Here is a 20,183-nt window from a genome sequence, read left to right as displayed (position 1 = left end):
GATGACATTAATGCAATTAACTGAGCAACAGCAAGACAAACTCAGTAAAGTTCAATTAGAAGAAAGCTGGAAAAGATCATTAACTCCATTTTTGCTGAGTCCTTATATGGATAGTTTGCGAGACTTTCTGTTTCAGCAGAAGCAGGCTCAAAAAACAATATATCCACCAAGTAAACAAATTTTTAGTGCTTTAAATATTACGCCGTTAGACCATGTGAAAGTCGTTATTTTAGGTCAAGATCCATATCATGGACCTAATCAGGCAAATGGCTTAAGTTTCTCTGTGCAAAGAGGTGTTGCATTACCTCCATCTTTGCGTAATATTTTTCATGAGTTAAATACAGATTTAGGTGTACCAGTTTCACGCCATGGTGATTTAACCAAATGGGCCGAGCAAGGTGTACTTTTATTAAACAGTGTACTTACTGTAGAAGCAGGACAGCCCACATCACATCAAAAACAAGGTTGGGAAGAGTTTACTGACGCAGTAATTGATGTTTTAAATGAACAACGCGAACACATAGTTTTTATTTTATGGGGTGCTTATGCACAACGTAAAGGACAACGTATAAATAGAGAAAAACACTTAGTTTTAACTGCTGCACATCCATCACCACTTGCGGCTAATCGTGGTGGTTTCTTTGGATGTAAAGTGTTTTCAAAAACAAATCAATATTTGAAACAACATGGCATTGAGCCCATAGACTGGCAATTGGACGCATGATGAACTCTCCCAATGTAAATAGCTATCATCCGGATTTGGTAGTTGAAGAAGCGAAAAATGGTTGGCGTATCGTACGTTTGAATCGACCTAAATCATTACATGCTTTAGATGAATCAATCGTAACGGCTTTATTACGAGTATTTGAAGACTTCCGTGATGATGAGCGAGTAAAAGCAATTTGGTTGGATTCGACAACACCAAAAGCTTTTTGTGCAGGCGGAGATGTACGCAAATTACGTCAGCTGGTCATTAATCAAGAAGTAGAAGCAGCAAATAAGTTTTTCCAGCAAGAATATGCTTTGGATTTACTTTTGCATAACTATGCTAAACCTGTTGTTGTATGGGGCGAAGGTTATGTAATGGGTGGTGGGCTAGGCTTGTTCATGGCAGCACCATTCCGTTTGGTTACGCCATACTCGCGTTTAGCAATGCCTGAAATTAACATTGGTCTGTATCCGGATGTTGGAGCCAGCCGTTTCCTTGCTGACCGTGGTCAAATTGGTTTATTTACTGGTTTGACAGGTTCTATTATGACGGCTGCTGGGGCATATAGTATTGGTTGGGCGACACATATTTGTGAAGCACAACGTGATAATGTTCTGCAAAAAGTACTCAATATTAATTGGGCTCACTATCCTGCAGGTGATTTCCGTGCGATTGATGATACTTTAAATAGTTTGCATCGTCCTGTGGCAGCTGGACCTTTGCAAAATTCATTAGATGTTATTCATAGCGTTTGTCGTGGTTCAAGTTTTGAACAAGACTATCAAGCCATCGTAAGCTTACGCGATGCAAGCAGTGATTGGTTGCGTCAAGCCAGTGAAAACTTACAAAAGGGTTCACCGAGCACAGCGGCTATTACTTGGTTGTTATGGCAATGGGGTAAACAAGTACATTCTTGGGACGAAGTTTTTGATCTAGAAGCGCAAATCTCTGAATGGAAAATTCGTCACCCTGATTTTGTGGAAGGTGTACGTGCTCGCTTAGTTGATAAAGATTTATCACCAGAATGGAAAGCTTGTGAAGACCTTACATTAAGAGGTATTTGGGCTGATGATCCGCCAATAACGACTATTGATAGTTGGAATGCTTTACTTAGACAATATGGTGTAGTTTCATAATAAATAAATGTCTAAATTTAGTGATGAGTACTGGATGCAGCTTGCTTACGAGCAAGCTGAATTGGCAGCCAAGCAAGGGGAAATTCCTGTTGGGGCTGTAATCGTAAGTCAAAATAAATTAATTGGAGCAGGGTTTAATGCTCCAATTGGTTTGTCTGATCCTACTGCCCATGCGGAAATTCAAGCTATTCGTTCGGCTTGTGAGTCATTGAAAAATTATCGTTTACCCGAAGATGCGACTTTGTATGTTACGCTTGAGCCATGCACGATGTGCGTAGGGGCTTTAGTACATGCAAGGATTAAACACGTTGTATTTGGGACAACAGAGCCTAAAGCTGGTTCACTCGTGAGTACACGTCAATTATTAGAACATGGTTATTACAACCATAAATTTACTTTTGAGCATGGATGTTTACATGAAAAATGTGCTCAACAGTTAAGTCTTTTTTTTAAGCAAAGACGTGAACAAAAGAAACAAGAGAAGCAACAAAAAACGTCCTTAAATGATTAAAAAATGTCATAGGGTTATGGCAAACTAGCGCCGTTTCATTGAAATGATTTATTTAAATAAGGAACTTTCATGCGTAATGTAATTACTATACAAAAAGAATTTAATGCTCCTCTTAGTGATGTATTTAACCTGCTTTCTAAACATGCAACTTACAACAAGGCATTTGCTCCACTACAAGTTGTACGTGTGAAAGACTCGGCAGATCCTGAAAGACCAGATGGAGTGGGATCTGTTCGTCGTATGGGGTTTGGTGCGATTAAACCGCTTAAAGAAGAAATCACTCATCTCGAAGAAAACAAGCGTATTGAATATAAATTGATTGATAATCCTTTAGTTAAACACCATTTAGGTCGTATCGAGTTTTCTGAAATTACTCCTTATATTACTTTGGTTACTTATCGTATCGAATTAACGGCAAAAGCCCCCGTTGTAAGTAAATTAATTCTTGCACAGCTAAAACTAGCGATTACACTAGGCTTTTCGAGATTAGCTAAAGCATTTGCTTCTTAGTGAGAGTTCAATGACAGTTCAAATTATTACTATTGATGGTCCGAGTGGTTCGGGTAAAGGAACATTAGCGGCAAAACTTGCTGCATATTATCAATTTCATTTACTTGACTCTGGCGCCTTGTATCGTTTGTTAGGGTTGTCATTACATAAACATGATTTATTGGAAAAATTAGATAGCCATTTAGATGAGTGTGTGAACTATGCTCGTCAGCTTAATATCAAGTTTGAAACTTCAGCAGAGGGAACATTGGTTTTCCTTGATGGAGAAGATGTATCGCAAACCATTCGCACAGAGCGAGTTGGTGAATATGCATCTAAAGTTGCTGCAATCCCTGAGCTAAGACAAGCACTCTTTGATCGTCAAAGAGCATTTGCACAAACTCCAGGTTTAGTTGCAGATGGCCGAGATATGGCAACATCAATTTTCCCGGAAGCCAATGCAAAAATTTACCTAACAGCTTCGGCTGAGTCTCGTGCTGAGCGAAGAGTAAAACAGTTGCAGGGCATGGGGCTAGATGCTAAAATAAACGACATTTTAGCTAATATACAAGCGCGTGACAAAAGAGATATGGAGCGAGAAGTTGCTCCTCTCAAGCCAGCCGCAGATGCTTATATTATTGATAGTTCGGAATTAACGATCGATCAAGTATTTAAGTTAATGGTTGATTATGTCAATAGCCGTACTGTTAGCAACTAAGATTATCAGTTGACGCATAGCTTGATCAGTCTATAAAGACTATGTTGATACTTAACTAAACCGGCCTTGTCTGATCCAAGACCGCTGAATTTATCAGGTATATCATGACCGAATCTTTTGCAGCCCTCTTTGAAGAAAGTGAATTAAACCTCAACGTTGAAAAGGGTGCAGTCATCCAAGGTGTTGTTGTAAACATCGATAGCGACTGGGTTACTGTTGACACTGGCCTTAAATCAGAAGGCATTGTTGATCGTGCTGAATTTTTAAATGAACAACGTGAACTTGAAGTTCAGGTTGGCGATACTGTTGACGTAGTTGTTGAAGCTCTTGACAACGGTATGGGTCAAACAGTTTTATCACGTGAAAAAGCTAAACGTGCTGAAACTTGGACTAAACTTGAAAAAATCTTTGAAGATGGCGAAATCGTTACTGGTGTTATCTCTGGTAAAGTTAAAGGTGGTTTCACTGTTGACATCGGTCCTGTTCGTGCGTTCTTACCAGGTTCATTAGTTGACACTCGTCCTATCCGTGACACTACTCACCTTGAAGGTAAAGAGTTAGAGTTTAAAGTAATCAAACTTGATGCTAAACGTAACAACGTTGTTGTATCTCGTCGTGCTGTTATGGAAGCTGAATCTTCTGCTGACCGTGAAGCATTACTTGCTCAACTTGAAGAAGGTCAAACAGTTACAGGTACTATCAAGAACCTTACTGATTACGGTGCATTCGTTGATCTTGGCGGTATTGATGGTCTTCTTCATATCACAGATATGGCTTGGAAGCGTATCAAGCACCCTTCAGAAGTTGTTGAAGTTGGTCAAGAAGTTACTGTTAAAGTACTTAAATTTGACCGTGAGCGTAACCGCGTATCTTTAGGCCTTAAACAATTAGGCGAAGATCCATGGTTAGCGATCATGAGCCGTTACCCTAAAGGTTCTATCGTTAAAGCACGTGTTACTAACTTAACTGACTACGGTTGTTTCGCTGAAATCGCTGAAGGCGTTGAAGGTTTAGTACACGTTTCTGAAATGGACCACACTAACAAAAACATCCACCCATCTAAAGTTGTTCAGATCGGTGACGAAGTTGATGTTATGGTTCTTGAAGTTGACGAAGAACGTCGTCGTATCAGCCTTGGTATCAAACAAACTCGTGCTAACCCATGGGAAGAGTTTGCTAAGTCTCATGAGAAAGGCGAAAAAGTTTCTGGCACAATCAAGTCTATCACTGACTTTGGTATCTTCATTGGTTTAAATGGCGGTATCGATGGTCTAGTTCACTTGTCTGATATTTCTTGGAACGAACAAGGCGAAGAAGCTATCCGTCGTTACAAGAAAGGTGACACTGTTGAAGCAGTTATCTTGTCTGTAGACGCTGAAGGTAACCGTATCAGCCTTGGTATCAAGCAATTGAACAGCGATCCGTTCAATGATTTCTTAGCTGCTAACGAACGTGGTGCTTTAGTTAAAGGTACTGTGACTGCAGTTGATGCTCGTGGCGCAACTGTTAAGTTAGCTGACGAAGTAGAAGCTACTCTTAAAGCTTCTGAAATCAACCGTGACCGCGTTGAAGATGCGACTAAATTCTTAGAAGTTGGTCAAGAAGTTGAAGCGAAAATCATCAACGTTGATCGTAAATCTCGCTCTATCAACTTGTCTATCAAAGCGAAAGACGAAGCTGAAGAGAAAGAAGCAGTTGCTAACTTACGTACAGCATCAGCTTCTCAAGAAAATGGTCCTAAGACTATTGGTGACTTGATCAAAGCACAAATGAAGTAATAAGGTAACAAAGTACTGTTTCATGTAACGAAATTGTACTTTTTATACAAATTACTGTAAACGGTAGCGTAGTATTCAACATACTGCGCTACCGTTTTGTATTTAAACAGGTTATTATCAAACGACTTAGAGTAGTAATAAATAACGAGGTCGTAGATGACTACTGAAGCTCTTAATAAGTCTGATTTGATTGAACGCATTGCGCTAAAAAATCCACACTTGGCTGAACCATTAGTGGAAGAAGCGGTTAAAATCATGATTGATCAAATGATCGAAGCTCTTTCGACTGACAATCGTATTGAAATCCGTGGTTTTGGTAGCTTTGCTTTACACCACCGTGAACCTAGAGTTGGTCGCAACCCAAAAACAGGTAAGTCAGTAGATGTTGCAGCTAAGGCTGTTCCACATTTTAAACCAGGTAAAGCACTCCGTGATGCAGTGAATGAATCTGGAAAATAAATAAAACTCATAAGTGGGGTGCCTATGCGTTATATTCTAATTGCATTACTCATTATTGTATTTGGCTATTCTTTAGCACTTGTTTTGCAGAACCCAACAGAACTTCCTGTTGATTTATTATTTACTCAAGTTCCTGCAATGCGTTTAGGTTTATTATTGCTGCTTACCTTGGCGCTTGGAATTGTAGTTGGACTTTTATTAGGTGTACAAGTTTTCCGCGTTTTTCAAAAAGGTTGGGAAATTAAGCGCCTTAGAAAAGATATTGACCATTTGAGAAAAGAACAAATTCAAAGTGCTCAATTGGCAGCAGCAGAAGCAGCTGCAAATGTAAGACATGAAAAAACTGTGGTAGATATTTATCCCCAAGATAAAAATTCTACTCCGTTATAATTATTCTTGGTACTACTCTTTATCTAGGTATAAAGAGTAGTATTTTGCTTCCTATATTTCCTCATTATCTATCAAATTTAAAATCAATATTTTCTTATTCAAAAACTTGTCTCAATAGATTTCTTTATTAGTAGCTGACTTGTCTATTATAATAGCCCTGATTTTATATGATGGAAGAAAGTCTCTTGAGTATCATTGTTGCGTTGGATGCTAAAAGCCAATATGACGCTTTAAAAATTGTTGAACAACTTGATCCTACGTTATGTCGTGTAAAAGTAGGTAAAGAGCTTTTTACTCATGAAGGCCCATCTGTTGTAAAAAAACTTCAAGAAGAGAATTTCGAAGTTTTCCTAGATTTAAAATTCCATGATATTCCTAATACTACTGCTCAAGCTGTATGTGCTGCGGCAGATTTGGGTGTGTGGATGGTGAACGTACATGCATCAGGTGGCCGTAAAATGATGGAGACCTGTGTAGAGCGTTTAAAGGCTGGTAATTATCAAACTCAGTTAATTGCAGTAACAGTTTTAACTTCAATGGGTCGTGAAGACTTAAAAGATATTGGGTTAGATATTGAACCTGTAGAGCAAGTTAAAAGATTAGCTAAACTGACTAAAGATAGTGGTTTAGATGGTGTAGTTTGTTCTGCTCAAGAAGCTAAAATTCTCCGTGAATTAATTGGGCAAGACTTCTCTTTAGTTACTCCTGGAATACGTCCAGAGGGTAGCAATGCAGATGACCAAAAACGTATTGTAACTCCAAAACAAGCAATGCTTGATGGTTCTACTCATTTAGTTATTGGTCGCCCGATTACTAAAGCAGAAGACCCAACTCAAATGTTGAAATCAATTCTTGCTTCAATTGCTTAAAAGTTTAAAAACACAGTAATTAAAAGTGGAGCGAGCAGGCTTAGAAGTAAGCCACTCATCATGGCATGTGGTACATAATGTGTGCCACATGACTGTTTTACCATAGCTAATGTTACATCCATCGAGGTAGCGCCAGCGCTTGAAATTGCTGGACGTGGAAAACGCCATCCCATTGTGTACATCAACAATATTGCCACTATTTCTCTAAATAGGTCTGTGAGTAAGGCAATTCCACCTAACTCAGCTGAATGTAATTGTGTAAATAAAATACCTGACATTGAATACCAACCATAGCCTTGGGCTAAAGCCAGCATTTCATTAAGTGTAAAGTGGTTGCCTAGTAAGAAATAGTTGAGAAAACCAGCTATGCATGAACCTATAAAGGCAGCCAAAGGTACAATAAGAATTTTCCAGCTTAACCATGTACGGTTGAAATGAGTAAAAGCAAGTTCGATTCCGATTAAAAAAATAAAAAGTAAGAGTAAGTACCAGCTATTGAATGGAATATGGACATTTAACCGAGTAAAAAGAACACCTAAAATTACGCCGACAGTTAAAGCTAGAAATGCCTTGGCAATATTTTTTAGAGCATTTATAAAAAGCTGAAGTGAAATTTTTCCTTTAACGCTTTCTTTATCAAATATTGTATAGGCAATTAAACAAGTAAAAAAAGAACCGAGAGAGGTGGTAAGTGCAATTAATAGAGCAGGTGGGAGTATAGTAGAAGGATTTTCAATTTGATCAAGTGCAAGTGTTAATTCTAAAGCGACACTTGCTAATAAAATATAAGAGAAATAAGGCAGAATTTTAAAAATAAACAGTCGAATATTTAATGAAAGTTTAGGACCTAGAAAATAACCAAATGCTAATACAAGAAAAATTTGAATAATGAGGCTAACAGATTGCATATAATAATAGATAGATTGTTATCAACCTATCTATTATGTATCGAACATATTATGCTGCATAGCTCTTAGAGCATTTATTTAATAGCAAATAATCTTTGGGATTCACTTTACGGGTTTCTAACCAATATTTCCAAGTATAAGTTGGCCATAAAGAGAAGTTCTTCCCATCGGCAGCCTGATACCAACTATTACAGCCACCTGCTTGCCATACAGTACCTTGAAGTTGTTTCTGTATTCTTTCATTGAAGCTATCTTGGACTTCCGGTTTAATTTCTATCGCGTGTTGACCAGATTTATCGACAAGTTCAATCAGTTGTAAAATATAATTAACTTGTGACTCGATCATAAAAATAACTGAGTTATGACCTAAAACAGTATTTGGTCCGACGAGTTGGAATAGGTTAGGAAAATTCTTGGTCATAATCCCATAATAACTTTCTGCACCATCTTTCCAAGCCTGTTTTAATTCAATTTGATTACGACCAATACAAGTAAAATGTTTTAAGTAAATGCGTGGATCTGTAATAAAGCCAGTCCCATAAATCAGACAATCGATAGGTCTTTCTTTTCCATCTTTTGTGATAATGCTGTGCTCTTTAATTTCTTGAATACCATCCGTTACTAATTCAACATTTTTACGGTTAAATGTCGGGAAGTATTTATTTGAAATAAGAATGCGTTTACAACCCATCACAAAATCTGGTGTAAGTTTCTTAGCTAATTCTTTATCTTTGACTTGGAAACGTATAAATGCCTCAGCTAATTTTTGCCCATATTTCATAATTTGCGGCTGAACTATAGGAACAACACGTGATTCATTACTCCAATAAAGGCGGCTGCGATGAATTTGTCTATAAATATTAGATGTTTTAAATAGAGTTTTACTCAAACTGGAGTATTTACGTTCATCTCGTGGAATAACCCATGCGGCTGTTCTTTGAAAGACATATAGTTGTTTAACATCTTTGGCTATTTCAGGAATATATTGAATTGCGCTACCACCTGTACCAATAGATGCGACTGACTTTCCGTTTAAGTCATAGTCATGTTCCCATTGTGATGAGTGAAAGACTTTACCTTTAAACTTTTCGATGCCACGAATATGAGGGATTTGTGGAATATGTAAGGGCCCAGAGGCAAATACTATAAATTGTGCTTCGAGAGAGGGTTGGTTTGTAAAGTCTAACGTCCATACATGGCGCGTTTCATCATACTGAACATGATTAACTTCATGATTAAATTTACAGTAGTTTTTAATTTGATATTTTTGGGTTACATCTTGAATATAATCAAAAATTTCCGGTGCTTCCGCATAACGTTTTGACCAGTCAGTTTTAGGTGCAAAAGATAAAGAATACATATGTGACTGGACGTCACATGCAGCTCCCGGATATCGATTTTCTCGCCATGTTCCACCAACATCATTAGATTTTTCTAAAATAAGAAAATCTGTTTGTTGATTCTGTAATAGACGAATAGCCATTGCAAGGCCACCGAATCCAGCACCAATAATTGCGATTTTAGTTTTTTGAATAGCGTTTTGTTTTGCACTGAGCATTGTAAACCCTGCATATGCTGTAAAGAGGATTGTAAGCAAGCCTAACGTTTTTTGATCAGTTTAAACATGATTGTATCGACGTGAAAATTGATAGATTCGGCAATTAATTTTATTACTTCTTTATAGTAAAACATTTCAGTCTAGAGAAATTGATTGAAGAATGAAACGATCGGCACTTGGTTTAATCTATTTAATTCAAGGAATGCGCAATGCGGGCATTGATGTCGACTCACGTTTGGCAGATATCGGTATTAAAGTAGATTCCTTGGACCCCAGTTCAACAATTCATGACAGTTTAGAATGGGATATTCAACAAATTATTAGTGAAAATGTTGATCCTGAAAAAGGATTATTCATTGGGCAGCACTATGCATTAGCAGGTTATGGCCCTTTGTTAATGCTACTTGTAACAAGTCAAGATATACAAACCGCCTTAGAAAAAGGCATAAAGTATCAAAAACTTACTCATTTATTTGGTACTTTGAGCTTACAAGAAACTGAAAATCATATTATTTTGAACTATTTACCTGTCGATTTAAAAACAGAAAACGGTTTACTTCGTGCCCAATGTGAAATTTCGGGGACCTATAAGTTTATTCAGGATATTTATACCATGATGGGCTTAACCATGCCTCATATGCGTATAGATGTACCGTTTCCCAAACCAAATAATACAGATACCGTTGCTCAATATTTCTCATATTATGGAGATGATCTGCATTTTAATTCTACACATGCAGCATTTAGCCTAAGTAAGAATGTGCTTGGAATAAAAATTCCTTCAGCAGATATTATTACTCACCGTATCTATGAAGCTAAATGTATTAAAGAAATAAAACGATTAAATGAGCAAGATCATCAAATACCACCCATTATTCAATATGTGCAAGATTATCTAGAGCTACAACAAGGAATTATCCCGAGCATGGCGGAAACCGCTTTTGCTTTAAAAATGCCTGAAAGGACATTAAGGCATCAATTGCAGCAGCTTAATACGAGTTATAAACAAATTCGTGAACAGATTATTAAGAATAAGGCGCTTAAACTTATGGAATATAAAGAATATTCAATAGAGGTTATTGCTGAATCGCTTGGCTATTCTGAACCTGCAGCTTTTAATCATGCGTTTAAAAGATGGTTTGGGCAGAGTCCTCGGCAATATGGAAAGGAATTTTACTGAGCATAACTCTTGATGCTAAAAGCTAATGTGGTCGGACAAAATGTTCGCTATACTCTCTTCAGTTAAAATTGAAATAAAATGATATGTTAAATTTAAAATCTTCTCATAGTACTGCATTTACCCCTTCTTCCCCAGCAGAGCGCTATGCTGAGGCATTGGCTTCAGGCCAGTTCATGGCAGATGAAGCACAAGCACAGGCAGTGCAAGAATTAGATCGTGTATGGAAAGAACTTTTAAATCGTTATAAGGCTTCTAAAAAAGCTTTCCGTCGTTTTCGCCGTCAAACCTCACCAAAGGGTGTATATATGTGGGGCGGTGTAGGACGTGGCAAAACTTGGCTTATGGATCAATTTTACGAATCTGTACCGTTTCGCCGTAAAACACGTATGCATTTCCATCACTTTATGCAACATGTTCATAAAGAATTAAATAAACTTTCTGGTCAACGTAATCCACTCGATATCGTGGCTGATCAAATCTATAAAGATGCTGTTGTTATTTGTTTCGATGAGTTCTTCGTTTCAAACGTAACAGATGCAATGATCTTGAGTGATTTATTCCAGAAGTTATTTGTTCGCGGTGTGACACTCATTGCAACTTCAAACATTGCACCAGACGGTTTGTATAAAAACGGGATTCATCGTGATCGCTTTATTCCTACAATTGAAATGGTTAAAAAGAACTGTGTCGTTTTAAATGTAGACGCAGGTGTGGATTACCGTTTACGTGTTTTAAAACAAGCTCAATTGTTTAAATCACCACTGGGCAATGAAGCTCAAAACTGGATATCAGAGCGTTATACAGCTTTAACTCATACTCAAACGAATTCTCATGAACCGATTGTGATCAATAACCGTGTTGTTGAAACGCTAGGTCACACAGAAGATGTTTTATGGTGTGAGTTCTCTGAACTTTGTTTAAAGCCGCGTAGTCCTGCAGACTTTATTGAAATTGCCAATATTTATAATACTGTTCTGGTGAGTAATGTTCCGCACTTGACTGACTTCTTGTCAGAAGGTACACGTCGTTTTATTTATCTAGTCGATGAATTTTATGATCGTGGCGTGAAGTTACTCTTAACTTCTCAAGACAGTATTATTGATATCTATCAAGGCGAGAAATTGGCTTTTGAAATTGAACGTACTCGTTCTCGTTTGTTAGAAATGCAATCAGATGAGTATTTGCATTCTGAGCATCGTCATATTGATGCTACTAAAACTTCTTAAGAAATGAGATATAAAAGAGCGCTCTAAATAGGGCGCTTTTTTTACAACAAAAATAGATAAATTTAGCTAAATAATACTTTTTCATTGTGCAAAGTTTGATATAACTAAATACGCTTTAGAAAAAATAAGATAGTGAAACTTTTTGTATGTTAACAAAAAGTCTAGTTTCAGTATCTTTAAATATTGAATAAATTGTTGGGAAACCTAGTTAGAATTTTAATATTTTCCTATATAGAAAAATTTATCTTTGTCAATAGTTTTGCAAGGGAAAATGCTTACTATTTAGGAATGTGATATTAGTATTCAGCTTAATTTAAATCGGTATACTAGGTTTCTCTTGGTATAAAAAGTAGCAACTTCAGGAAAGACAATGACTGCACGTATTCAAAAAGGCAAGTTAGCGATTGCTAAAGAACTTTACGATTTTATCGAAAATGAAGCTTTACCAGGTTCTGGTTTAGATAGTGAAACTTACTGGAAGAACTTTGAGCAAGTTGTTGTCGATCTTAGCCCAAAAAATAAAGCGTTATTGGCTAAGCGTGATGAATTACAAGCAAAAATTGATGAATGGCACCGTAATAACAAATTTGAATTAGGTGCTTATAAAGCGTTTTTAACTGAAATTGGTTATTTATTACCAGAAGTTGAAGATTTCCAGATCACAACTGAAAACGTAGACGAAGAAATTGCATTATTGGCAGGTCCGCAGTTAGTAGTGCCTGTACGTAATGCACGTTATTGCTTAAATGCAGCAAACGCACGTTGGGGTTCTTTGTACGATGCACTTTATGGCTTCGATGTAATTTCAGAAGAAGGTGGTGCTGAAAAAGGGAAAGGATATAACCCTGTTCGCGGGGCAAAAGTGATTGAGTTCGCTAAGAATTTCTTAAATGAAGTTTTCCCGCTTGCTCAAGGCTCACATGCAGATGCAACTAAATATGCAATTGAACAAAATAAACTTGTTGTAACTTTAAAAGATGGTTCAAAAACAGGTTTAGCTCATGAAGCTCAATTTGTTGGTTTCAATGGTGAAGAAGCAAATCCTTCAGAGGTTGTACTTTTAAGTAATGGCTTGCATGTCATTATTGAAATTGATGCGAATAGCCCAATTGGTCAAACTGATTTAGCAGGTGTTAAAGATTTAACACTTGAAGCTGCGGTAACCACAATTCAAGATTTGGAAGACTCTGTTGCAGCTGTAGATGCAGAAGAAAAAGTTGAAGGTTACCGTAACTGGTTAGGTTTAATGAAGGGTACACTTCAAGAATCTATCGAAAAGAATGGTAAAACAATTGTTCGTGCGTTAAGCAAAGACCGCGAAATTAAAAATTTAATTGGTGGAACAACAAAGCTTCATGGTCGTTCACTTATGTTACTTCGTAACGTAGGTCACTTGATGACGAACCCAGCTATTTTGGTAGATGGTGAAGAAATTTTCGAAGGTATTATGGATGCATTGGTAACACCATTGTTATCAGTTGCTGATATCCGTAGTACAAACGAAAATAAAAACTCTCGTAAAGGGTCTATGTATATTGTTAAGCCAAAAATGCATGGTCCAGAAGAAGTTTCTTTTGCTGTTGAATTATTTGAACGCGCTGAGCAAGCACTAGGTTTACCAGCGAAATCTTTAAAAATCGGTATTATGGATGAAGAACGCCGTACATCTGTAAACTTGAAAAACTGTATTGCTGCTGCTAAAGATCGCACTATCTTTATTAACACTGGTTTCATGGACCGTACAGGTGATGAAATCCATACTTCTATGGAAGCTGCACCAGTTGTTCGCAAAGAAGCGGTTAAAACACAAAAATGGATTGCTGCTTACGAAAACCGTAACGTTGCAATTGGCTTGAAATGTGGTTTACAAGGTAAAGCTCAAATTGGTAAAGGCATGTGGCCAAAACCAGATAGCATGAAAGATATGTTGGCAACTAAAGCTGCTCATCCAAATGCTGGTGCTTCATGTGCTTGGGTACCATCACCAACTGGTGCTGTACTTCATGCGATGCATTACCATCAAGTAAATGTAAAAGCACGTCAAGATCAGTTGAAAGCTGAAGAAATGTTGTCATTAGATGACCTATTAACACCTCCATTTGCACCTGATACAAACTGGTCAGCGGAAGAGATCAACAATGAACTTGAAAATAACTGCCAAGGTATTTTAGGTTACGTTGTTCGTTGGGTTGACTTAGGTGTGGGTTGTTCAAAAGTTCCTGATATTAACAACGTGGGCTTAATGGAAGACCGTGCAACATTACGTATTTCTTCTCAACACGTTGCGAACTGGTTACGTCACGGTATCGTGACTCGTGAACAAGTTGAAGAAGTGCTTAAACGCATGGCAAAAATTGTTGATGAGCAAAATGCAAATGACCCATTGTATAAACCAATGGCAGCTAACTTTGAAACAAATATTGCTTTCCAAGCAGCTTCTGACCTTATTTTTAAAGGTTGTGATCAGCCTTCAGGTTATACTGAACCGTTACTACACGCTGCTCGTTTGAAGTTAAAAGGTTATACAGGTGACTAATTTTAACCTGTTATAAAAAAAGCCTCTTCGGAGGCTTTTTTATTTTCGGTATATTTTATGCTTATAAAGTGCAGACTTATAGTTAAAAGGTTTTGAGATTGATTAATTTAAAAAATCTTAATCGTGAGAATTGGATTCAATGTGCAAAGTTGTCGTTGGATGAATCTCAAAAGGACTATGTTGCACCAAATGTATATTCTATTGCTGAGTCTTGAATATTTCGCTTCAAAAAAACGCTAACTGAAGATTCAAGTTAGCGCAGGAGTTAATAGAGTTAAATAGATTAAAAGCAATATTAGTTACTGCTCACAATTCCAATTTTAGTGACACCTAAACGCTGTGCTGTAGCCATGACCATCGCTACATTTTTATATTCAGCCAACTGGTCTGGTTTGAGTTTGATCTGATCTTGATCTTTTTTTGCAACAACACCTTGAAATAATGTCTCTAGAGCCTTGCGGTCAGAAACCTCTTGGTTATTCCAAAATACTTTGCCTGCTGCATCAATTCTTACATCAATCACTTCTGGTGGCTTTTCATTTGTTGGTGGCGGTGTGCCATTTGGCAAATTAATATTAATCGCGTTGTTTGGTGCAGGTATGGTAATAATAAACATGATAATGAGTACCAACATAACATCAATAAGAGGTGTCATGTTGACTTCTAACATCACATCATCATCATTATTTGAACCGACATTCATACCCATAAGATTCTCCTTAAAATAGTTACGGGGAGGCTGGAGGGGTAGTAACAAAGGCAATTTTGCCAATACCAGCTTGTTTGGTCGTGCTAATGACCTGATCTATCGCTTCAAAATGAGTAAGCTGATCTCCTCGAATATGTACCTCCGGCTGCGGTCTTTTTTGTGCCACAGCCTGTAATTTTGCTAACAATATTTCTTTATTAGGTACATAACTTTCGTTCCAGAAAATATCTCCTTTCTTATTTACTGAAAGTTGAATATTTTCAGGTGTAGTTGCGTACGGCGTATTTTTTTCTTCTGGCAGTTTCACCGGAACTGTATGAGTAACTACCGGAATAGTAATCAGAAAAATAATAAGTAAAACCAACATGACATCCACGAGGGGCGTCGTGTTAATTGTTCCAATCATTTCGTCATCATCTTCAGAACCAACACTCATACCCATAATGTTTGCTCCTGATTATTTGATGCTGCGGTTAACTGAATTATTGGTATTAATTTCACCGCTTAATAAAACTGCATGTAAATCTGAACCAAACGAACGGACGTTTTCCATTACTGCTTTATTGCGACGAGTCAACCAGTTGTAACCAAGTACAGCCGGTACTGCGACTGCAAGACCAATAGCTGTCATAATCAGAGCTTCACCGACAGGTCCTGCAACTTTATCAATAGACGCCTGACCTGAAATCCCGATAGCTGTTAACGCGTGATAGATTCCCCAGACTGTTCCAAATAGGCCTACGAAAGGTGCAGTAGATCCAACCGTTGCTAAAAAGGCTAAACCGCCACCTAAATGGTTTTGTACTTTTTCAATTGCACGTTGTATTGAAATGCTCACCCAAGTATTGAAGTCAATACGTTCTAGTAAAGAACCGCCGTGTGACTTAGTTGAGTTAATACCTTTTTCTGCAATAAAACGATATGCACTACTTTGTTCTAGACCATCAGCTGCATTATCTAGAGAAGTAGCCTCCCAAAAACTTTTTTCTGCCTCTTTACCTTGGCGTTTTACTTTTGCTTGTTGTAAGAATTTAGAGACAATGATGTACCACGTACCAATAGACATCAGTACGAGTATAAATAGGGTAGACTTAGCAACTAAATCACCTTCACGCCAAAGAGCTTCCAGACCATAAGGGTTTTTAACAGTTTCACTGGTTGCAGGCTTTGGAGGTGGAGTCGGTGTATTTGCGTTTGATGTTGCTTCTGTAGTTGCGGTTGCAACAGGAGCATTGCTCGTTTCTTCTGCAAAAACTGTACTTAATGGGAGCAATGAGCATGCTGCGATTAAACTTGCAGAAGCGAAACGTACGAGTGGATGAGTTGATTTTTTCATCATATTATCTCCAATATTTTTAATTTCTTACTAATTTAATTGTTTATTCAATTACGAATGGATATTCAATTTCATACCAGTCCTGCTGAGGCACGCCATCTTTCATTGCTGGTTTGAACGTACATAAGCTGTAAGCTTTAGTTGCCGCTTTATCTAAGGTTTTGCTACCACTCGATTTTTTCACTTTGGCATCAATAACTTTGCCGGAAGTATCAACTAAAACACGTATGCGCACCGTACCTTGTTCTTCATTCATTAGTGCTTCACGTGGATATTCCGGTTTTTCACAACCTGCGGAACCTTCTGAAACGCCACGAGTCACGCCAGCTGGTTTAGGCGCTGGTGCGGCTGCCGCTGGAGCAGGTGCTGCAACTGGACTTGGCGATGGTGCACTAGGTGCAGCCGGCGCGGCTGGAGCAGGAGTCGCAACTTTAGTTGGCTGAGCTACCGGAGTGGTTTTTTGTACCGGTGTCGCTACTTTCTCAACCTGTTTAGGTGGCTCAGGAACCTTGGCAACTTTTTCGACCATTTTTGGTGGCTCTGGTGGTTTTTCCTTAGGTTTTGGCTCCTCCGGTTTTGGTGGAGGAGGTGGCTTAATATCCTGAATAATTTGTAATTCCACAGGTTTTTCTGCTGGTTTTTGAATATTGTTTGCTAAACCTGACATCAGAATATAGGCAACAAGAAGATGCAGAAAAAGTACTGCGGCAATACCAATAAGGCGTTTGGCAGATTTATTTTCTATGTCTGTAAAAGTCATGCCCATAGTTACTCCTGAAACTGTAGACAAACAATTTTTTAAAATGACTGTTTGGCTAAGAATGAGTATTTGTTCTGCAAACTAACTTTTTGAGGGTTATATTTGCAGAACAACCATTTAGAACTTATATGTACCTCGTACAAAGTAAGTACGTCCTAAAGGATCTGCGTAACGTGGGTCATATCCCATTTGGAAGTTATCAATTACGTTAGAAGCAGGTGGATCTTCATCAAATATATTTTTAATGCCTGCTGTTAACTCTAGGTTTTTAAAGCCTTTGTAAGTCCCTGAAATATTGTAGGTTGTATAGTCACTTACTCTATGGTTTTGATCATTCGCGTTTTGATCTTGATAACCGCGTGAGAAGTTTTGTTGTAGATTTAAAGCCCAGTTCTCATAGTTCCAGTTCAGGTTGGCGGTATGTTTCCAACGCAAAATAATCGATTGATAATCTAAGCCGCTATATGATCCCGCAACACCTTTCCAGTCACCATCTGGTTCTGCTTGATATTTGTAGTCAGTGATATATGTACCATCAATATTGAAACCAAATCGGCCTGTGGCAGTCATTGGTGAAACCCAACTTAAGCCCACATCAAAACCAGATGTTTTAATACCACCTAAATTTTGTTGTGTAGTAATAATATAATTTAGTGAACCGTCAGCATTACGTACAAATTTGTCTCCATATTTCACAGGATCTGCAAATATAGCTGCTTCGGATAGTGTGGCAATTTGTTTATCTACTTCTATATTGAAGTAATCAAGAGTGAAGGCCAAATTTTTAACAGGTTCAAATACTAAACCTGCTGTAAAAGATTTAGATTCTTCTGGATTTAAACTCTTATTCCCACCGTTCTGACGTTTGAACTGCATATTACAGTCGCGTTCTTGTTTACCACCAGGTTGTACAACTCCTCCAGGACAAAGGGCTGGGTCGTCATATGTCGCACCTGTATTCGTGACTGAGTTCGGGCCATTAACCTCCCAAAGTGTAGGAGCTCTGAAACCTGTACTATAAGTGGTACGGAACATTAACTGTTTAATCGGCTCCCAACGAAGTGCAAATTTTGGATTGAACGTATCACCAAAGTCATTGTAGTCATCATATCGAGCAGCAATTTGAGCTTCTAAAGTTTTGTGCAGTGGAATATGAAATTCGGTAAATACCGATTTGATATTACGATCACCCTTATTTTCTGGTTCGTCTGGATCAGTACCTGTACTAGGAGCTAGTCGAGCAACATCTGCAACTACTTTTGAAGTCCAATCTTCATAACGATAGCTTGCCCCAACAGCGAACCCAACATCACCTGCTGGTAGTTTGAAAATAGGTCGACTTGCAGTGAAATCAACTGTGGTTGTGTCTAGGTTGGCTTTTAAATATTTGCCCTTAACACCGAGTTGATCCCATACACCAGCATCTTCAGCGTTCTGAGGTCCGAATGGATTTAAGGTGCCATTGTTTAAAGCTTCTTGAGTTTTGTCATAGTTTAAATAGCCACTCAAGATTGCATCGGAGGCGCTGCTATGCGCATAGGTCACCCCTGAATTGATATCCCAACCATGTGTTTCACCTTCAATACCCGCAAATATCCGGTGTGATTGATTAATACTATTACTTACACGATTACCAGCTTGTGAACGTAAATAAAGATCGATAGGACCCGATGCTCCAGCAAGAGCAGGGGTTATCCCATTTCCTGGGTAATATTTACTGTTAGGGTCTAGGCTTAAATCAAAAAATACGTCTGGTGCGACTGAAGTGGTAACCTCATTTCTTGCATATAAATATTCGGCAATTGCATTAAAATTATCGCTGAGTTTAAAAGTCGCACGGCCCATTACAGAAATGTCTTCTGTTTTTGGAACTATTCCAATAACCGCTTGGCTGTTATATCTACAAGTTTTGCCATCAGGACTGCTGACTAAAGGGTTATCACTACAACCTATAGATGCATAAGGATTGCCTAAACCTGGAACATTGGCAGGGAATGAGCCACTACTGGTTTTATTTACACCTAATTCAGGTAATATGCCTCCGCGTCGACTGACTTTACGGTCTTGGGCCATGACATCATCACCTTTTCGGTAATCGACAACCCCAAAAACGTTATAGCCATTTTCCTCTAAGTCACCAAAACCGCCGAAAATGCTATAGTCTTGTTGATCTCCACCTTTTTCTTCTGGTTTTTGATATCCAGCGGTTAGGTTAAGACCCGTAAACTGCTTTTTAGTAATGAAGTTGATAACCCCACCGATTGCATCTGTTCCATAAATGGAAGAAGCACCATCACGTAAAACTTCAATACGGTCTAACATAGCGAGTGGAATAATATTTAAATTTGTTACTCCGCTATCGTATGCATTAGCAGCTAATCTACGACCATTCAGCAAAATAAGTGTCTTGTTAGCACCCAAAGCTCTCAGGTTTGCTGCTGACCCCACAGTTTTACTAGCGCCCACATTGCTAGCAGTTACGAAGTTTGATTGGTTTGCACTAATCTTGGCTAAGGCTTCTTCAGTTGATGTTACCCCTTGTTTTAAAATTTCATCAACTTTTACAACAGTAATTGGTGAAGCACTTTGAGCAGCAACGCCTTTGATTGAAGAACCTGTAACGGCAACTTTCACAACTTTTGCTGGTTTATCATCATTACTTGTTTGTTCGGTTTCTGCTGCTTGTGCCATGGTAAGACACATCATGCTTAAACTAAGGGTACTTAATTTAAGTATTGTCTTGCCGATCTTGGGGGTTACCTGAGATCGAACATTGTATTTTTTTTTCATCGTGGACGTGATCCCTTTTTGTTGTAGTTAGCGATATTGCTGGAATGTTTTTAAGCAAAGCAAGTGCCAACTATATATTTTTCTTTTTTTAGTTTATGCAAAATATTGATAAATATTGATT

19 protein-coding genes and 1 pseudogene are annotated in these 20,183 nt (G+C 38.1%); 13 read left to right on the top strand and 7 right to left on the bottom strand.

All coding sequences use genetic code 11. The features are described from left to right. Positions 1-10 precede the first annotated feature (10 nt). From ung to pyrF, 9 genes are all read left to right on the top strand, one after another. Positions 11-724 (top strand): uracil-DNA glycosylase, encoded by a 714-nt coding sequence (gene ung, locus ACG59Z_RS06825; protein WP_263613595.1) that lies wholly within the window; start codon positions 11-13, stop codon positions 722-724. Further along, positions 721-1,845 (top strand): enoyl-CoA hydratase/isomerase family protein, encoded by a 1,125-nt coding sequence (locus tag ACG59Z_RS06820; RefSeq protein WP_400198573.1) that lies wholly within the window; start codon positions 721-723, stop codon positions 1,843-1,845. The genes ung and ACG59Z_RS06820 overlap by 4 nt, the downstream gene beginning before the upstream one ends. 7 nt (positions 1,846-1,852) lie before the next feature. Further along, the gene (gene tadA, locus ACG59Z_RS06815) at positions 1,853-2,356 is read left to right on the top strand and encodes a tRNA adenosine(34) deaminase TadA (protein ID WP_311071326.1); all 504 of its coding nucleotides are present in this window, start codon (positions 1,853-1,855) and stop codon (positions 2,354-2,356) included. A 69-nt stretch (positions 2,357-2,425) separates the two neighbouring features. Next, positions 2,426-2,866 (top strand): SRPBCC family protein, encoded by a 441-nt coding sequence (locus ACG59Z_RS06810; RefSeq protein ID WP_032047936.1) that lies wholly within the window; start codon positions 2,426-2,428, stop codon positions 2,864-2,866. Between the two features lie 10 nt (positions 2,867-2,876). Beyond that, entirely contained in the window at positions 2,877-3,563 is a 687-nt protein-coding gene (cmk, locus tag ACG59Z_RS06805; protein WP_284083715.1) for a (d)CMP kinase, read from the top strand. A gap of 104 nt (positions 3,564-3,667) precedes the next feature. Continuing rightward, the gene (gene rpsA, locus ACG59Z_RS06800; protein WP_002050239.1) at positions 3,668-5,341 is read left to right on the top strand and encodes a 30S ribosomal protein S1; all 1,674 of its coding nucleotides are present in this window, start codon (positions 3,668-3,670) and stop codon (positions 5,339-5,341) included. 156 nt (positions 5,342-5,497) lie between these two features. Beyond that, positions 5,498-5,800, top strand: coding sequence for an integration host factor subunit beta (locus tag ACG59Z_RS06795; protein ID WP_002050043.1), 303 nt, complete (start codon positions 5,498-5,500; stop codon positions 5,798-5,800). A 24-nt stretch (positions 5,801-5,824) separates the two neighbouring features. Then, positions 5,825-6,190 (top strand): lipopolysaccharide assembly protein LapA domain-containing protein, encoded by a 366-nt coding sequence (locus ACG59Z_RS06790; protein WP_263613598.1) that lies wholly within the window; start codon positions 5,825-5,827, stop codon positions 6,188-6,190. 170 nt (positions 6,191-6,360) lie between these two features. Further along, on the top strand, positions 6,361-7,059 hold the full coding sequence (gene pyrF / locus ACG59Z_RS06785) for an orotidine-5'-phosphate decarboxylase (RefSeq protein WP_263614967.1): 699 nt from the start codon (positions 6,361-6,363) through the stop codon (positions 7,057-7,059). Here pyrF and ACG59Z_RS06780 read toward each other — a convergent pair. Together ACG59Z_RS06780 and ACG59Z_RS06775 are read right to left on the bottom strand one after the other, a co-directional pair. Beyond that, the gene (locus tag ACG59Z_RS06780) at positions 7,056-7,967 is read right to left on the bottom strand and encodes a lysine exporter LysO family protein (protein WP_400198568.1); all 912 of its coding nucleotides are present in this window, start codon (positions 7,965-7,967) and stop codon (positions 7,056-7,058) included. The genes pyrF and ACG59Z_RS06780 overlap by 4 nt on opposite strands. A gap of 49 nt (positions 7,968-8,016) precedes the next feature. Next, positions 8,017-9,564 (bottom strand): flavin-containing monooxygenase, encoded by a 1,548-nt coding sequence (locus ACG59Z_RS06775; RefSeq protein WP_400198566.1) that lies wholly within the window; start codon positions 9,562-9,564, stop codon positions 8,017-8,019. A gap of 121 nt (positions 9,565-9,685) precedes the next feature. Here ACG59Z_RS06775 and ACG59Z_RS06770 point away from each other — a divergent pair, with 121 nt between their 5' ends. From ACG59Z_RS06770 to ACG59Z_RS06755, 4 genes and pseudogenes are all read left to right on the top strand, one after another. After that, positions 9,686-10,705 (top strand): AraC family transcriptional regulator, encoded by a 1,020-nt coding sequence (locus ACG59Z_RS06770; protein WP_032048489.1) that lies wholly within the window; start codon positions 9,686-9,688, stop codon positions 10,703-10,705. 83 nt (positions 10,706-10,788) lie between these two features. Further along, positions 10,789-11,931 (top strand): cell division protein ZapE, encoded by a 1,143-nt coding sequence (gene zapE / locus ACG59Z_RS06765; RefSeq protein ID WP_151789524.1) that lies wholly within the window; start codon positions 10,789-10,791, stop codon positions 11,929-11,931. A gap of 370 nt (positions 11,932-12,301) precedes the next feature. Next, positions 12,302-14,467, top strand: coding sequence for a malate synthase G (locus tag ACG59Z_RS06760; protein ID WP_400198563.1), 2,166 nt, complete (start codon positions 12,302-12,304; stop codon positions 14,465-14,467). Between the two features lie 98 nt (positions 14,468-14,565). Then, positions 14,566-14,679: pseudogene (locus tag ACG59Z_RS06755) on the top strand (GNAT family N-acetyltransferase); the annotation flags it as partial. Between the two features lie 83 nt (positions 14,680-14,762). Here ACG59Z_RS06755 and ACG59Z_RS06750 read toward each other — a convergent pair. The 5 genes from ACG59Z_RS06750 to ACG59Z_RS06730 form a co-directional block, all read right to left on the bottom strand. Then, on the bottom strand, positions 14,763-15,176 hold the full coding sequence (locus ACG59Z_RS06750) for an ExbD/TolR family protein (RefSeq protein WP_396479264.1): 414 nt from the start codon (positions 15,174-15,176) through the stop codon (positions 14,763-14,765). Positions 15,177-15,195: 19 nt separating this feature from the next. After that, positions 15,196-15,618 (bottom strand): biopolymer transporter ExbD, encoded by a 423-nt coding sequence (locus ACG59Z_RS06745; protein ID WP_000525862.1) that lies wholly within the window; start codon positions 15,616-15,618, stop codon positions 15,196-15,198. 15 nt (positions 15,619-15,633) lie between these two features. After that, positions 15,634-16,515 (bottom strand): MotA/TolQ/ExbB proton channel family protein, encoded by an 882-nt coding sequence (locus ACG59Z_RS06740; protein WP_400198559.1) that lies wholly within the window; start codon positions 16,513-16,515, stop codon positions 15,634-15,636. A 40-nt stretch (positions 16,516-16,555) separates the two neighbouring features. After that, positions 16,556-17,278 (bottom strand): energy transducer TonB, encoded by a 723-nt coding sequence (locus ACG59Z_RS06735; RefSeq protein WP_151683013.1) that lies wholly within the window; start codon positions 17,276-17,278, stop codon positions 16,556-16,558. 111 nt (positions 17,279-17,389) lie between these two features. Next, positions 17,390-20,062: a TonB-dependent receptor gene (locus ACG59Z_RS06730; protein WP_263613605.1), complete on the bottom strand. Its 2,673-nt coding sequence runs from the start codon at positions 20,060-20,062 to the stop codon at positions 17,390-17,392. Between the last annotated feature and the right edge of the window lie 121 nt (positions 20,063-20,183).

The sequence above is a fragment of the Acinetobacter sp. ABJ_C1_1 genome (assembly GCF_044684115.1).
Lineage (GTDB): Bacteria > Pseudomonadota > Gammaproteobacteria > Pseudomonadales > Moraxellaceae > Acinetobacter > Acinetobacter nosocomialis_A.
Note: the sequence above shows the minus strand (reverse complement) of the source record. Positions and strands in the feature narration are given on the sequence as shown.